This is a genomic window from Nonomuraea fuscirosea (genome assembly GCF_035917475.1).
Classification (GTDB): domain Bacteria; phylum Actinomycetota; class Actinomycetes; order Streptosporangiales; family Streptosporangiaceae; genus Nonomuraea; species Nonomuraea fuscirosea.
Window position 1 is genome coordinate 8,682,971 of sequence record NZ_CP109074.1, and the last position, 13,057, is coordinate 8,696,027.

Annotated in this window: 13 protein-coding genes; 6 read left to right on the forward strand and 7 right to left on the reverse strand. The window is 74.3% G+C overall.

All coding sequences use genetic code 11. The annotated features are described in order from the left end of the window. Positions 1-6: 6 nt before the first annotated feature. Positions 7-1,140 carry an aminotransferase class V-fold PLP-dependent enzyme gene (locus tag OIE67_RS39485; protein WP_326630107.1) on the reverse strand — a complete coding sequence of 378 codons (1,134 nt, stop codon included), beginning with the start codon at positions 1,138-1,140 and terminating at the stop codon, positions 7-9. Positions 1,141-1,237: 97 nt separating this feature from the next. On the opposite strand from OIE67_RS39485, the gene OIE67_RS39490 reads away from it, so the two are divergent. From OIE67_RS39490 to OIE67_RS39510, 5 genes are all read left to right on the forward strand, one after another. Next, on the forward strand, positions 1,238-1,771 hold the full coding sequence (locus OIE67_RS39490) for a helix-turn-helix domain-containing protein (protein ID WP_326645616.1): 534 nt from the start codon (positions 1,238-1,240) through the stop codon (positions 1,769-1,771). Between the two features lie 50 nt (positions 1,772-1,821). Further along, positions 1,822-2,301, forward strand: coding sequence for a DUF305 domain-containing protein (locus OIE67_RS39495; RefSeq protein WP_326630109.1), 480 nt, complete (start codon positions 1,822-1,824; stop codon positions 2,299-2,301). A 197-nt stretch (positions 2,302-2,498) separates the two neighbouring features. Continuing rightward, positions 2,499-3,941 carry a phytoene desaturase family protein gene (locus tag OIE67_RS39500; RefSeq protein WP_326630111.1) on the forward strand — a complete coding sequence of 481 codons (1,443 nt, stop codon included), beginning with the start codon at positions 2,499-2,501 and terminating at the stop codon, positions 3,939-3,941. Between the two features lie 61 nt (positions 3,942-4,002). Next, complete coding sequence (locus OIE67_RS39505) at positions 4,003-4,902, forward strand: phytoene/squalene synthase family protein (RefSeq protein ID WP_326630113.1); 900 nt, start codon at positions 4,003-4,005, stop codon at positions 4,900-4,902. Next, positions 4,899-5,879: a phosphate acyltransferase gene (locus tag OIE67_RS39510; protein WP_326630115.1), complete on the forward strand. Its 981-nt coding sequence runs from the start codon at positions 4,899-4,901 to the stop codon at positions 5,877-5,879. The genes OIE67_RS39505 and OIE67_RS39510 overlap by 4 nt, the downstream gene beginning before the upstream one ends. A gap of 8 nt (positions 5,880-5,887) precedes the next feature. Here OIE67_RS39510 and OIE67_RS39515 read toward each other — a convergent pair whose 3' ends face one another. After that, complete coding sequence (locus OIE67_RS39515; protein WP_326630117.1) at positions 5,888-6,736, reverse strand: spheroidene monooxygenase; 849 nt, start codon at positions 6,734-6,736, stop codon at positions 5,888-5,890. Between OIE67_RS39515 and OIE67_RS39520 the strand changes: the two genes are divergently transcribed. Continuing rightward, positions 6,726-7,298: a glycerol-3-phosphate acyltransferase gene (locus OIE67_RS39520; RefSeq protein ID WP_326630119.1), complete on the forward strand. Its 573-nt coding sequence runs from the start codon at positions 6,726-6,728 to the stop codon at positions 7,296-7,298. The two genes, OIE67_RS39515 and OIE67_RS39520, sit on opposite strands and share 11 nt — an antisense overlap. On the opposite strand, the gene OIE67_RS39525 is transcribed toward OIE67_RS39520, so the two are convergent. The 5 genes from OIE67_RS39525 to OIE67_RS39545 all read right to left on the reverse strand — a co-directional run bounded on the left by OIE67_RS39525 (position 7,258) and on the right by OIE67_RS39545 (position 12,958). Beyond that, complete coding sequence (locus OIE67_RS39525) at positions 7,258-8,367, reverse strand: glycosyltransferase (protein WP_326630121.1); 1,110 nt, start codon at positions 8,365-8,367, stop codon at positions 7,258-7,260. The two genes, OIE67_RS39520 and OIE67_RS39525, sit on opposite strands and share 41 nt — an antisense overlap. Before the next feature lie 119 nt (positions 8,368-8,486). Continuing rightward, the gene (locus OIE67_RS39530) at positions 8,487-10,079 is read right to left on the reverse strand and encodes a phytoene desaturase family protein (RefSeq protein ID WP_326630123.1); all 1,593 of its coding nucleotides are present in this window, start codon (positions 10,077-10,079) and stop codon (positions 8,487-8,489) included. After that, positions 10,067-10,804, reverse strand: coding sequence for a carotenoid biosynthesis protein (locus OIE67_RS39535; protein WP_326630125.1), 738 nt, complete (start codon positions 10,802-10,804; stop codon positions 10,067-10,069). The genes OIE67_RS39530 and OIE67_RS39535 overlap by 13 nt, the downstream gene beginning before the upstream one ends. A 199-nt stretch (positions 10,805-11,003) precedes the next feature. Next, on the reverse strand, positions 11,004-12,380 hold the full coding sequence (locus tag OIE67_RS39540) for an MFS transporter (RefSeq protein ID WP_326630127.1): 1,377 nt from the start codon (positions 12,378-12,380) through the stop codon (positions 11,004-11,006). Between the two features lie 131 nt (positions 12,381-12,511). Beyond that, complete coding sequence (locus tag OIE67_RS39545) at positions 12,512-12,958, reverse strand: MarR family winged helix-turn-helix transcriptional regulator (protein WP_219911702.1); 447 nt, start codon at positions 12,956-12,958, stop codon at positions 12,512-12,514. Positions 12,959-13,057 lie beyond the last annotated feature (99 nt).

Below are 13,057 nucleotides of genomic sequence, written 5' to 3' on the forward strand. Positions count from 1 at the left end.
GGGTGATCAGGTCCTGCGGCAGGCCCTGATGGCTTCGACGGCCGCGTCCACGTCGGAGCGGTCGTTGTAGTAGTGGAACGACAGCCGCAGCAGGTCGCCGCGCGGCGCGGTCCAGATGCGGCGCTCGGCCAGCCTGGCGGCCAGCGCGTTCGGGTCGGCGTCGGCGATGGCGACCTGCGGGCCGCGCGCCCCCGCCGGGCTGGCCACCCGCTCGCCGTCCGCGGTCAGCCGCTGTGCCAGCTCCTCGACCAGGGCCGACACGTGCTCCTGTACGGCGTGCGGGTCGACCCGTTCGATCAGGTCGAACCCGGCGTTGGCCGCGTACGCGGACGGGATGGGCGGGGTGCCGGTCTCGAAGCGGCGGGCGTCGGCGGGGAAGTCGAGCAGCCGGGGGTCGAAGGCGAACGGCTGCGTCCGGCCGAACCAGCCGGTCAGCTCGGGCTCGCGCTGCTGCTCCATGCCGCCCCTGACGTACAGGAAGGCGATGCCGGGCAGGCCGAGGAGGTATTTGAGCGACCCGGACGCCAGGTAGTCGCAGCCCAGCCGCTTGACGTCGATCGCGACGACGCCGGTGGCCTGGTAGGCGTCCACGAAGACGCGCGCGCCCCGGTCGTGCGCCACCCGTACGACGTCCTCGACGGGCAGGCGGGCGCCGTTGCGGTAGGTGTGCAGCGGCACGGAGACGAGGTTGACCCGCTCGTCGATGACCTGCTCGTACGCCTCGGCCGCGACGCTCTCGCCGGTGTCGGCGGCCACCCGCACCTCGGCGCCGCGCTGGCGCTGGGCCAGCCACACGTGCGCGATCGAGGGGAACTCCAGGTCGTTGGTGACGATGCCGGGGCGGCGGGACCAGTCGAGCGAGGCGGCGGCCTGGAAGGCGGCCTCGGACGCGCACGACAGCACGGCCACCTCGCCGGGTTCCGCGCCGATGAGCCGGGCGAAGCGTTCCCTGGCCTGGCCGACCTGCCCCATCCAGGTCTCCCACGGAGCGCCCTCGGCGCGCAGCGAGTGGCCGATCTCCTGGAGCGCGTAGGTCAGCCGCGACGACAGCGCGGCCTGGCTGCAGCTGGCCAGGTGCACGGAGTCGGCCAAGGAGGGGAACTCGGCCCGGAACTGGGAGGCGTTCAACATGCGCGACATTTCGGGCACACTATCGGGCGGCATTTAACCAGGTCAATGGTTGTTAAATGGTGTTAACACGGGCGATGAGGTTAACGCCGGATATGATCCCCCCGTGATGGGCGCCAGGATCCGGAAGCTCCGTACCGAACGGGGGCTGACCCTCGCGCAGCTCGCCGCGGCGGCGGGCGTGTCGAGCGGGCTGATCAGCCAGGTCGAGCGCGATCTGGCCGATCCGAGCCTGGAGACGCTCAGGAAGATCGCCAAGGTGCTGGACCTGCCGCTGTTCAGCCTGTTCCAGGAGCCGGACGCGGCCGTCGTCGCCGTGGTCCGGCAGGACAAGCGCATGCTGGTCAGATCCCCCACCGGCGGGGTCACCTACACCCGCGTCTCTCCCGGGCACGGACGGCTGGAGGTCCTGGAGGGCCGGCTGGAGCCCGGCGGGTCGTCGGCCGCCGAGCCGTGGTCGCACCCGTCCGAGGAGTGCGTGCTGGTGCTGCGGGGGCGGCTCGTCGTGGAGGTGTCGGGGGTCGAGCACGCGCTGGAGGAGGGCGACAGCTGCTACTTCGACTCCGCGCTGCCGCACCGCTACCTCAACCCGGGCGCGGAGCCGGTCGACTTCCTCATCACCGCGACCCCGCCGAGCTACTGAACCCTTTCCCGGCGGCGCGCGTACCTTCGTACATGCGTTGGAGAATGGCCTTGATCGCCCTGCTGGCACTGGTGGCGGCGGGCGCGTGCTCCGCCTCGGCGGACACCCAGGCCGGGTACAACCAGGCGGACGTTCAGTTCAACCAGCAGATGATCACCCACCACCGGCAGACGATCCAGCTGGCCGAGCTGGCGTCCGAGCGGGGCGGCGGCGACTACGTGCGCAAGCTGGCCAAGGAGATCATCCCCAAGGAGCAGGCCGACATCCAGAAGATGTCCGGCTGGCTCACGTCCTGGTCGGAGGCGGTCCCGGCCGAGGAGAAGACGGACGAGGGCGCCGAGCTGAAGGCGGGCGACGGGTTCGACCGGGGCTGGCTGACGCTGCTCAAGGGGCACCTCGAACACGGCGTGCACATGGCCAAGGAGATCCAGGGCACTGGTCAGCACACGGGGACGAAGCAACTGGCCGACCAGATCGTGACCAACCAGACCGAGGAACTGACCGCCATCGGCAAGCAACTGGCCATCTGAGGCTCGGGGCGACCCCGCCGCCGGCTGGGGCCACCCGCCTCCAGGTTCCCTAGGGGACATGGGCGGGGCGCGGGCGTGTCCCCGCTGCCCGGCCCGCGTCCGGTGGATACCGTGATGGTGTGGTTCCGGACTGACTGACGCGCCCGGGACCCGACTCTCCCTCCGCAGCTTGTCACCGAGCGACGGAGGGGAGCCCCGTGCGACGAGGTCCTGTGGTGGTCGTCGGGGCCGGCCTGGGCGGGCTGGCCGCGGCCGTGCGCCTGGCCGCCGCCGGGCGCGAGGTGGTCGTGGTCGAGGCCGGGCAGGAGCCCGGGGGCTGCTGCGGCACCGGGCGCGCAGGGGCGTACCGGTTCGACGTCGGGCCGTCCGTGCTGACGATGCCCGGCGTGCTCGCCGACGTCTTCGGCGCGGCCGGGGAGGAGCTACGGGACTGGGTGCCGCTGCGCCGCCTCGACCCCTCGTACCGGCTGATCTTCCACGACGGCTCGCGGCTGGACGTGCGGGCCGGGCGCGCGGAGATGACCGAGCAGGTGCGCGCGCTGTGCGGGCCCGCCGAGGCGGCCCGCTACGAGCACTACCGGCGGCTGCTCGACGAGCTGTTCGCGGTGGAGTGGCCGGCGTTCATCGACGCCGACATGACCAGGCTGCGCGCCCTGGCCAGGCCGGCGGCGCTGCTGCGGCTGGCCGCGCTGGGCGGCTTCCGCCGGCTCGACCGCCTGGCCGCGCGCCACCTGACCGACCCCCGGCTGATCAGGGCGCACACCTTCCAGTCCCTGTACGTGGGGCTGTCGCCGCATCGCGCGCTGGGCATCTACGCCGTCGTCGCGCACATGGACACCGTCGGCGGCGTGTACTTCCCCGAGCACGGCGGCATGCACGCCGTCCCGGTCGCGATGGCGGCACTGCTGGAGAAACTGGGCGCGGCCATCCGGTACGGCGTGCGCGCCCACCGCGTCGAGGCCGACGGCGACGGCGTCACCGGCGTGCTGCTGGAGGACGGCGAACGGCTGCCGGCCGCCCACGTGGTGGTGGCCTGCGACCGGATGGCGGCGCGGCGGCTGCTGCCCGGCCGGGCCGACGACTGGCGGCTGCGCCGTCCCCGCCACTCCCCCTCCTGCCTGGTGCTCCACCTCGGCCTCGAACGCGAGCCGCCCGGCCAGGCCCACCACACCGTGCACTTCGGCCGGACCTGGCGGGAGACGTTCGCCGCGCTGGACCGGGGCCGGCCGCAGCCCGACCCGAGCCTGCTGGTCACCTGCACGGACTCCGGCGGGCCCGCCACGCTCAGCGTCCTGGAACCGGCGCCCAACCTGCGCACCGCCGACTGGAGCCGCCTGCGCCCCGAACTGGAGGAACGGCTGCTCGCCCGTCTCGCCGACCTCGGTTACGGCGATCTGTCGGGTGCGCCCAGGCTGGTGCTGGACCCGCCCGCGTGGGCGGCCCGCGGCCACAGCGCCGGGACGCCGTTCGCGCTGGACCACCGCTTCACCCAGACGGCGTGGCTGCGGCCGTCCGGGGTCGCCCGGCGCGTTCCCGGCCTGCACTTCGCCGGCATGTACACCGCGCCGGGCGTGGGCGTGCCACCGGTCCTGATCTCCGGCCGCCTCGCCGCGGAACGCATCCTCGGAGAGTCGTCATGACGCGCACCACCGAACCGGCGCTCAGGCCGCGCACCACGGAACCGGCGCTAGGGGAGCTCCGATGACGCTGACCTCCGGCTACGAGCGCTGCCGGCGGCTGCACGCCCGATACGGCCGCTCCTACTACCTGGCCACCCGGCTGCTGCCCGGCTGGAAACGCCGCCACGTGCACGCCCTGTACGGTTTCGCCCGCTACGCCGACGAGATCGTCGACTCCTTCACCATGACCGGCGACCGGACCCGCGCGCTCGACCGCCTGTGGGCCGGGGTCGAGGCCGGGCTGTCGGGAGCCGAGGTCCGGGATCCGGTGCTACCGGCGTTCCTGCACACCGTGCGCTCGTTCGGCGTCGACCGCGACGACGTGCGCTCGTTCCTGACCTCGATGCGCGCCGACCTGTCGGTCACCCGGTACGCCACGTACGACGACCTGCTCGGCTACATGGCCGGCTCCGCCGCCGCCATCGGCACGATGATGCTGCCGCTGCTGGAGCCGGTGCCCGGGTGCGAGGAACGGGCCGGCGAGCCCGCCCGGCAGCTCGGCCTGGCCTTCCAGCTCACCAACTTCCTGCGCGACGTGGCCGAGGACTACGCGAGGGGCCGGATCTACCTGCCGCTGGAGGACCTGGCCAAGTTCGGCGTCGAGCCGGAGCACCTGGGAGCGCGGCGTACCGGCCGGGCCCTGCGGGACCTGCTCGCCTTCGAGGCCGACCGCGCCCACGCCCACTACCGCGCCGCCGCCGAGGGCGTCGAGCTGCTCGTCGCGTCGTCGCGGCCGTGCGTGAGCGCCGCCCTTCAGCTGTACGGCGGCATCCTCACCGAGATCGAGCGCCGCGACTTCGAGGTCCTGGCCGCCCGGGTACGACTACCGCACCACCGCAGAGCCGCCGTCTTCACCCGCCACCTCCTGGCCGCCACCGCAGCGGGCCGAGCCGAGCGCCGCGTCCGGGTGGAACTCCCGTGAGTGCCGCCTGGGGTTCGGCCGGGAGGTCTGCCGGGCCTGTGGTGCTGGACGCGATGGGCGGCGACCACGGGCCGGCCGAGGCGGTGGCGGGGGCGGTCGAGGCGCGGCGGGCGCACGGCGTGCCGGTCATCCTGGTCGGCGCGGAGGCGCAGCTGAGCAGGGAGCTGTGGCGGCACGGCGCGGAGAGCGAGATCGCCGTGGTGCACGCCCTGCACACCGTGCCGATGTCCGAACGGGGCGCCGCCGCGGCCGCCCTGGCCGGCTCCAGCCTCGCGGTGGGCTGTGACCTGGTACACCAGGGCGTGGGCGGCTCGTTCGTGTCCGCCGGGTCCACCGGGGCGGTGGTCACCTGCGCCGTACGCGGCCTCGGCCGGGCCGCCGGCGTGCTGCGGCCCGCGCTGGCCGTGGCGCTGCCGTCGCTGCGGGGCGGCGCCACGGTGCTGGTGGACGCGGGGGCGACGGCCGATCCCAGCCCCGCCATGATGGCGCAGTTCGCACAGCTGGGGGCCGGGTACGCGCGTTCCGTGCTCGGCCGGCCCGACCCGGCCGTGGGGCTGCTGTCCATCGGGTCGGAGCCGGGCAAGGGCAACCGGCTCACCTGCCAGGCCGAGGAACTGCTGGCCGCCCTGCCGCTGCGCTTCGCGGGCAACGTCGAGGGGCACGACGTGCTGTCCGGCCGGGTGGACGTGATCGTCACCGACGGCTTCACCGGCAACGTGGTGCTCAAGAACGTCGAGGGATGCGTGCGTACGGTGCTCGCGATGGTCGCCCGCGAGGGCGTCGCCGCACCCGAGCAACTCGCCGGAGTGGCCCGCCGCTACGACCCGGAGACCCACGGCGGCGCGGCCCTGCTCGGGCTACGCGGCACGGTCGTCGTCGCCCACGGCTCATCCCGCGCGGCCACCATCGCCAGGGCCTGCGTGGTGGCCCACACCCTCTCCGGAGCAGCACCCGACATCAAGGCACCGACCCCATGACCACCCGCTCAGCACGAGGGGCCGGGGCCGCCGTGCCGGTCACGTGGGGAGTCGGTGCCGTGGTGCGGCGGCGTGCGCAGAGGGTCGGTGCCGTTCCAGGTGCCTTCGCTGGCGTACGGGACGAAGCGGGCGAACAGCTCTTCGGCGTACCAGTCGTGGGAGCGTACGCGCTCGACGACCCGTTGGTGCGCCGCGCCCCGGTAGGCGAAGCGGCGCATCGCGTCCTGGTCGCGCCACAACGAGAACGTGGCCTGCCGGGCCAGCGGCCACTCCCCCATCCCGATCGAGGCCAGACACCCGTCCTGCCGCCGCAGCGACTCGTCCACAGGCGGCACCGACCGATAGAACGCGACCAGCCGCCGCACCCGAATCGACGCCCGGGTGAGCACCGCCACCGGCCCGCCCCGTGCACCCACCACACCGCCGCCCGCGGCCACCTGGGCACCACGCGAGTCACCGGACGGGCCCGCCGGAGGGCCGGGCGGGTCGGCGAAGGGGGTTCGGCCTGTCCAGGTGCCGCGCGAGGACAGCGGAGCCAGTCGTACCTGCCAGATCTCCGACGCCTCGGTGCGCCAGCGGGCCGCGATCGGCGACGAGTGCAGGAACGCCTCCAGGTCGCCGGCCGAGCGCCAGACCGCGAACAGCGCCCAGCGGCGCAGGTCGGCCCCGAGCGACATCGAGCGTCCTCTCCCCGTGCCGAGCAGCCGCCAGAACAGCAGCCCCCCGCAGTCACGCAGCAGCGGCCGGTCGAAGGCCATGTGGCGCATCGCGCTCGCGGTGTCGTACCGGACGAGGTGGAACGACGCGATGGTTGAGGCGGGAGCCGGGGCGGCGCTTGAGTGGGCGGTGGCGGTCATCGCCGGCTACCTGCTCGGGTCGGTGCCGGTCGCGGTGCTGGTGGGCCGCGTCCACGGCGTCGACCCTCGGGACGTCGGAGATCGCAACCCCGGGTACTGGAACGTCAAGGAGCGGCTCGGCCGGCGGGCGGCGGTGCCGGTGTTCGCCGGCGACATGCTCAAGGGCACGCTGGCCGCCCTGCTGGCGTTGCTGGTCAGCGGCGCGCACACCTCCGTGTCCGGCACGGTCTCGGGTGCGAGCGCGGCGCCTGTGTACCTGGCGGTGGCGGCGGCGATGGCCGGGCACGCCTGGCCGGTGTTCGCCGGGTTCAGGGGCGGGCGGTCGGTGCTCACGTTCGCCGGCGGGATCGCGGTCATCTGCCCGCCCGCGTTCGGCCTGGCGGTGGCGGCGCTGGTGGTGACGGCGCTGGCGACGCGCTCGTTCGCGGTGGGGGCCCGGGTGGCGGTGTTCGCCATCCCCGTGCTGCAGTGGCCGTTCGCCCCAGCGGAACTGGTCGCGGCCACCGGCGGCCTGATGTGCCTCATCGGACTACGCTTCGTCCTCGCCACCCGCCGCCACTGACCGCTACGTCCGCACGATCCCCAGGCGACTGGACGGGCCCAGATCGCGGGTACGTACGGTCTCCGGTTGACCCCACAAGACCGGAACGCGGGTCCATACGATCCCCAAGCGACCCGACAGGGCCGGATCGGGGGTACGTGCGGCCGCGCCAAGTTCGTGCGGGGCGGAGGGTGGCGTGGGTCAGGCGGGCGGCGACCGCGGGGTCGAGGAGCGGTGACAGCAGCAGTTCGGCCCCCGGCCCCCGATAGCTGCCGCGCAGCGCGCCGGCCACCAGTAGACGCACGGCCAGCAGCGCCAGGTCCAGCCCCGACGGCCGCCCGGACGCCAGCCGCAGCACCGGCAGGGCGCCCGTCAGCCAGATCACGGCCAGATCGCCCGCCTGACATCCAGGGCCGGTCACGTCGCCCAGTGACAGTGAGCGGCCCCACTCGCGCCACAGTTCGCCCGCCGAGTCGTGCATGTCGACCTGCAGCAGGTCCGCCGCGTCCAGGAAGCCCACCTTCCAGCCTCGCCCGGCCAGGTGGCGGGCCAGCGCGACGTCATCGGTCATCCGGTCGCGCACCCGTGCGAACCCGTCCGCCTCCACCATCCGCGCCCGCCGGAAGGCGAGGCACTGGCCGTTGGCGATCGTGCGGTGGGGCGAGGGCGCCGTCGGCGGGCCGATCGGACCGAACCGGTAGACCAGGCCGGCCAGCATGGAGGCGTGCAGCGCTCGTTCGAAGCGGCCGTCGCAGCGGAAGCGGGGGCCGGCGCTCACCAGGTCGTACTGGTCCAGGGCCCGCGTCAGCGCCCCGAACAGGCCGGGCCCGGGTCGGGTGTCGGCGTCGAGTGTGACCACCACCGCGCCACGCGCGGCCGCCACGCCCTGGCGCAGGGCCCACTGCTTGCCGATCCATCCGGGCGGCAGCGGTGCCGACGTGACGACCTTGGCTCCGAGCCGCGCCGCCACATCCGCCGTACCGTCGCTGGAGCCGTCGTCGACCACGATCACCTCGCTGACCCCGGGGTCGGCCAGCACGGCCCGAAGGCACGGCCCGATCCTGGCGGCCTCGTCACGAGCCGGGATCACCACGGACACCTCATCGCCGGTCGGCGGGCACGCTCGGAGCGGCGGCAGCCTCCGTCGCCCGCGCGCCAGCCGCGCGACCACGACAACACCGGCCACGGCCTGAGCCACACTGAGCGCCCTCACCGGCCACCCCGCTCGACGTCCGATGGCGGCGAGGCTGCCACGACGTCGGAAACACCACGCGAAGACGGCAAATCCGGCGCGGCGTCGCCCGAACTCCGCGCGGAAAGCCGGCGCGGCGCAGTGTCGCCCGAACCTCTTGACGAGGTCCGGTCAGAAGCGGTGGGTGGGAAGTCGTGGGCGATGAGGCGCGCGACGATGCGGGCGCCCAGGACCACCATCGGCAGGCCGCCGCCCGGGTGGGCCGAGCCGCCCACCACGTACAGCCCGCGTCGAGGCCCCCTGTTTCCCGGGCGCAGGAACGACGAGAGCCTGCCCCGGTAGGCGCTGCCGTAGATCGCGCCGCCCCAGGCGCCGTAGCGGTCGCGCAGGTCGGCGGGGGTGAGGACGTCCACGAAGCGCAGCCGTCCCGACAGGTCGTGCCCGCGCTCGGCCAGCCGTTCCAGCACCAGATCCCGGTACGCGGCCACCCCCATCGGCCACCGCACCGGGTCGCGGGCCGGCACGTTGACCAGCATCGTCCAGTTCTCGGCCCCTTCGGGCGCCTGTGTGGCGTCGTCCACTGCCGAGCAGCCGAGGTAGATCGTCGGGTCGGCGGGCGGCCGCCGGTGCTCGAAGAGGTCGGCGAACTCGCGCTCGTAGTCGCCGGAGAACAGCACGGAATGGTGCGCCAGGCCGGGCGTCCTGCCCTCGACCCCGGCCATCAGCAGGAACGCCGACGACGAGGGGCCGAGCCGGGCGATCCTGCGCAGCCGCCGCCGGTCGGGCAGGAGGTGGCCGTACAAAGCGGCGGCGTCGGTGTTGGCCACCACGACGTCGCAGGGCACGGCGCGCCCGCCCGCCGGCCGGACACCGGTGACGCGGGAGCCGTCGCAGATGACGGCGGCGATCGGGGTGGACAGATGGAGCCGCACGCCGGCCGCCCTCAGCAGCAGCGTCAGGTCCTCGGCCAGCCGCGGCAGGCCGCCCGGCGCGTACCAGACGCCCTGCCCGTGCTCCAGGGCCGGGACGCAGCCGAGCGCGGCCGGCGCCCGGTACGGGTCGGAGCCGGCGTAGGTGGCGTAGCGGCCGACGTACTGGCGCAGGCGCGGGTCGCGGAAGAAGCGGCGGGCCAGCCCGTCGAGGGTACGGGCGGGCGCCACAGCAAGCAGGTCCGAGAGCCGGGCCTGACCGGGCGGGCCGAGCAGGGGGCCGGCGAAGGCGGTCCGGCCGGCCGCGCGCAGGCAGCCGCGGGCCCAGTCGTGGAAGGCGTGCCAGGCGGCGCCCTCGCCGGGGGCCAGCCGGTCCACCGCGGCGGCCATCTCGGCCGGGTCGCGCCGGGCGTCCAGCTCCGTGCCGTCGGCGAACCGGTAGCGGCACAGCGGCTCGGGTTCGATCAGCTCGCGGCGCAGCCCCAGCTCCCTGAACAGCTCGGGCATGGTCAGCAGTGAGGGTCCGAGCGAGAAGGTGAAGCCGTCGCGGTGGTGCTCGGCCAGCTTCCCGCCCAGCCGCGGCGAGCGTTCGTACAGCCGCACGTCGTGGCCCTGTCTGGCCAGCAGCAGCGCGCTCGTCATGCCGCCGACGCCGCCGCCGATCACCGTCACCGCTGCCACAGCCGCCTCCAGGCGGGCGCGGCGAACGCGCCCATCGTGATGCCTCCGGCGGCGGCGACCAGCGGATCGGGCGGCTGGAACACCGCCAGGAAGCCGACCGTCTCCATGACCGCCATGACCGTGTAGAGGGCGGGCAGCCCGTATCCGGGCTCCCGGTCGCCGGCGAAGCGCTGCACGACCAGCATGACCAGCGCCGACACCAGCAGCCAGCCCGCGTAGTTGCTCAGCGGCACGCCTCGGTACGGCCCGTCCTGCGCCCACGTCCACAGCCCCATCCGCACCATCTGCGGATCGAGGAACAGGTCCCACGCGGTCAGCGCGCCCGCGCCCACCGCGATCCGCCGCCAGCCGGGTACGGGCACGACGGCGGCGGCCACCGCGTACGCGGCCAGCCCCATGCCGCCCCACGCCACCGCCACCGCCACCGGCACCCCGCCGGCCTGCGGCCACAAAACGTCGCCGTAGGCGTAGTCACCGAACGGGAACCCGGTCAGCACCCCGGCGACCTCGGCCGCGTACCCGGTCAGCACCGCGCCGCCGAACGCGCCCGCCGCCCTGGCCGGCCCCCAGACGGCGGCGGCGAAGGCGAGCGCGCCGGCCGCGAGCAGCGCCACGATCGCCCCGGTGAAGCGTTCGGGCCTCGCGTCCAGCCCCGACACCACCTGGCAGGCCGTCATGGCCAGCAGGAACGCCACACCGAGCACGCGCACCGGCCCGGCGTCCACGGACCTGACCTGTTCACTCGCCTGTTCCAACGCCACCCCCGGGTTTCCGCCGCGGTGAAGGGTTCCCGGTGACGTCCCAAGCGAGCCCCACGGCCGTCCGCGCATCAGGGCAAGATTCCGCGCCTCCAACCGGCGTCCGTGCGGGTGACTTCCGTGCGGGAAGCGTCCATCAGGGTGACGTCGGTGAACGTGGCGTCCGTCAGGGGCGGTCGCGGCCGACGCGGCGCAAGGAGCGGTCCGCGACCGTGACCGTGAGCAGCAGCGCCGAGACGACCAGCAGGAGCAGCGCGAGGTCGTGCAGCCCGCCGGTGGTCGCGCCGTACCGGTAGAAGGCGGCGTTGGCGGCCGAGGCGAGCAGCGCGCCGAGGTAGGCGAAGGTACGCAGCAGCCCGGCCGACGACCCCATGCGCGCCGGGTCCGCCTGGGCGTAGAGGGCGTTCTGGTTGGCCAGGCCGATCAGGCCCTGCGGGATGCCGACAGCGGTGGCGATGGCCACCGGGACCCAGACGGGGATGGACACGTCGAGCAGCAGCAGGCCCGCGCAGCCCGCGACCTGGATCACGGCGCCGACCAGGAGCTTGCCGCGCACCTGGGGCCGCCGCCCGACCAGGACCGTGGCCACGATGGCCGCTCCCGACATGGGCAGCAGGATCAGCCCCGCCTGCGACGGGCTCAGCGACCGGCTCTCTTCCAGCCACTGGGTGAAGCCGTACAAGAAGGCGTAGATGGTGGTGAAGGCCAGCAGCTGGCGCGCGTACGTGGCCAGCAGCGGCGCGTTGCCGCGCAGGACCCGCAGGTCGATGAACGGCTGCGTCCGCCGCAGCTCCCACCACGCGAAGCCCGCGCCGGTCACGAGGGCGACGGCGGGCAGGTAGGCGTGGTCGAGGCCCGGCTCCATCAGGAACAGCATGAACGCGACGATCGTGCCGGCGAACAACCCGATGCCCACGACGTCGATCCGCTGCCCGGGCGCGAGGCGCAGGTCGGCGCGTCGCGGCAGCCGCAGCCCGCCCAGGACCAGGCAGGCGGCCGACAGCGGGACGTTGATGGTGAAGATCAGGTGCCAGCCGCCGAGGCCGATCAGCAGGCCGCCGAGCGTCGGGCCGATCACCGCGATGACCTGGTTGGAGACGGACAGGGCGGCCAGGATGCCGCTCGGGTTGCGCAGGCCGGTGCGCTCGGCCTCGCTGCGCAGCAGGTACATCGACGCCGGATAGGCCGCCGACGTGCCGATGCCGAGCAGCACCCGGGAGGCGATCAGCAGGCCGAGACCGGGGGCGAACACGGCCATCAGCCCCGCGAGGCCCACCAGCGCGGTGCCGGTCAGGTAGAGCGGGCGCGGCCCGTACGCGTCGACGAGCCGGCCGATGACCGGCTGCGCGACCGCCGTGGCCAGGTAGAGGGCGGTCACCAGCCACGCCGTCTCGGCCGGCGGCGCCCCGAACGCGGCCCCGATGGGGATCAGCGCCACCGCCAGCATGGAGGAGTTGACCGGGTTGAGGATGGAGCCGAGGATCATGGGCGCGACCAGCTTGCGGTCGAACCCGCCCGCATCGGGCGGCCGCCCGCGCCGCATCCGCCCGGCGACGCGCCCGATGCCCTGACGGGCCGTCCCGAGCGCTCTCCGGTGAGGCGTCCCGGACGCGCTCCGACGGGACGCGCCGGAAGCGCCCTGGCGGTCCGGCCCGGACGCGCTCCGGCAGTCCGTCACGAGTGCGCGACCTCGTCGAGCAGCGCCATCGCGGTGATCACCGCGCGCAACTGCTCCTCGTCCCCCCGCTCGTGCAAGGTCCTGGCCAACCACGCCTCGCGCGCCTGACGGTCGCCCTGCCGCCGGGTACGCCCCGCCTCGGTCAGCGTGACCAGCAGACGGCGCCCGTCCTCCGGATCGGGATGCCGCTCGACCAGCCCCGCCTGCTCCAGCGCGGCCACGATCTTCGCCATCGACTGCGGCCTGACCCGCTCGGCGGCGGCCAGTTCGCTGGCCGAGGCCGGGCCCTGTTTGCTGAGCCGGGCCAGCACCGACGCCTGCGCGGGCGAGCTGCCGCCCTCCCCCTCCAGCGCCTGGAGCCTGCGGCGCAGCCGGCTGAAGACCACCCACACCTCGGCCGCGGCGTGCGCGGCCTGCTCGGAGACCTGCTGCACCTCGTTCACACGTCCACGCTAGAATGACAGCCTGGACTGCACAACCTGAACTGAACAGCCTTGACTGTCTATCCCGTCACAGAAGGCCGCGTGGACGGCCACCGAACG